1 protein-coding gene is annotated in these 1,598 nt (G+C 45.0%); it reads left to right on the forward strand.

Annotated features, from left to right (window positions below; translation table 11 throughout):
* Window positions 1-94: 94 nt before the first annotated feature.
* Window positions 95-1,598, forward strand: a 1,504-nt coding sequence (locus Q8O71_00025; protein ID MDP2704780.1) for an IS1634 family transposase, incomplete at its 3' end; no start/stop codon positions are given.

A 1,598-nucleotide genomic window follows, 5' to 3' on the forward strand; every position in this document is an offset into this window, starting at 1 on the left:
CCTGTCTTCGTCACCCCCAAAAAACTCGCCCAAATACGGCTTAACCACCTAAGTGGGTATCGAAAAATGGGTGTCCCGCGTATATAATTATGGAATGTTCGTCAGAAAGAAAAAGAACAAAAGTGGGACGATAAGTGTGCAAATCATTTTCAAACAAAGGGGGAAGTATCGCGTAGCAAAAACCATCGGCTCATCAAAAGATCCGGAAAGAATAGAATTGCTCATGAGCCGAGCAAACGAATATCTTCGCCACCCGGACGAACAACCGCCACTTTTCTCCACGCTTTCGGAAACTGACATCATCATAAAGAATTTCGTTGAGAACACCTCGAATCCTCAAATACGCACCGTCGGTCCGGAAACCATTTTCGGAACGTTGTTTGACCGTATCGGTTTCAATGCTGTACCCGTGGAACTCTTTCGCCACATCGTGATCGCGCGCCTTGCGTATCCGACGAGCAAATTGAAAACCGTAGATTACCTGTATCGATATCGCGGTCTGTCGGTGGATGTGAGTAAAGTATATCGTTTCCTTGATACTCTCAACCGCGCCTACAAAGAAAAAGTTGAACGCATCGCCTACGAATACACGAAAAAAACGCTCGGAAATATTTCTGTTGTGTTCTACGATATGACCACGCTGTATTTTGAAGCCGAAGATGAGGATGATCTGCGTAAAATTGGCTTTTCCAAAGACGGCAAATTCCAGTGCCCGCAAATTATGATCGGACTTCTCGTTGGAGAAGGAGGCTACCCCATCGGCTATGACATTTTCGAAGGAAATACCTTCGAGGGGCATACGCTCATTCCCACACTTGAGAAAATACAGAAAAAATACGGCTTTGATAGGCCGGTGGTCGTTGCAGACGCAGGCCTTCTTTCAAAAGACAACATCGAAAAACTCATCGCACAAGCATATGAGTTCATTTTGGGAGCTCGCATAAAAAACGAAAAAGATGCGGTAAAAACAAAAATCCTTGAACTCGCAAAAGATATGAAAGATGGCGATTCGTTTTCTCTCGAAAAAACCGATGGAACGCGGCTCATTGTCACCTTTTCGGATAAACGAGCACGCAAAGACAGGTATAATCGGGAAAAAGGACTGAAACGATTAAAGAAAAACATCAAGAGCGGAAAACTCACCAAGCAGCACATTAATAATCGGGGGTACAACAAGTTTCTTGTTCTCGAAGGCGAGGTGGAAGTGAAAATTGACGAGATGAAAATGAAGTACGATGAAGTGTGGGACGGGCTGAAAGGATATGTGACAAATACAACACTTGAGCCAGCAAAGATCGTGGAGCACTACGGCCACCTGTGGCAAATCGAGAAAGCGTTCCGTATTTCAAAAAGCGATCTACGTATTCGTCCAATATTCCACCGCGTGAAGCGGCGCATAGAGGCACACATTTGCATCGCTTTTGTCGCGTACGCGATTTACAAAGAGTTGGAGCGGTTACTCGTTTTGTATAAGATTGAAATGAGCCCGAAACGAGCTGCGGAATTGACCCATACTATGTACGAAATGGAGTATGTTCTGCCTCACTCAAAACGAACGGAGAGGACAAAGTTGAAAAACGATGCCGAACAGCAGACGC

This window comes from bacterium (assembly GCA_030690305.1).
Taxonomy (GTDB): domain Bacteria; phylum Patescibacteriota; class Minisyncoccia; order Phycocordibacterales; family JAGLPS01; genus JBBUCK01.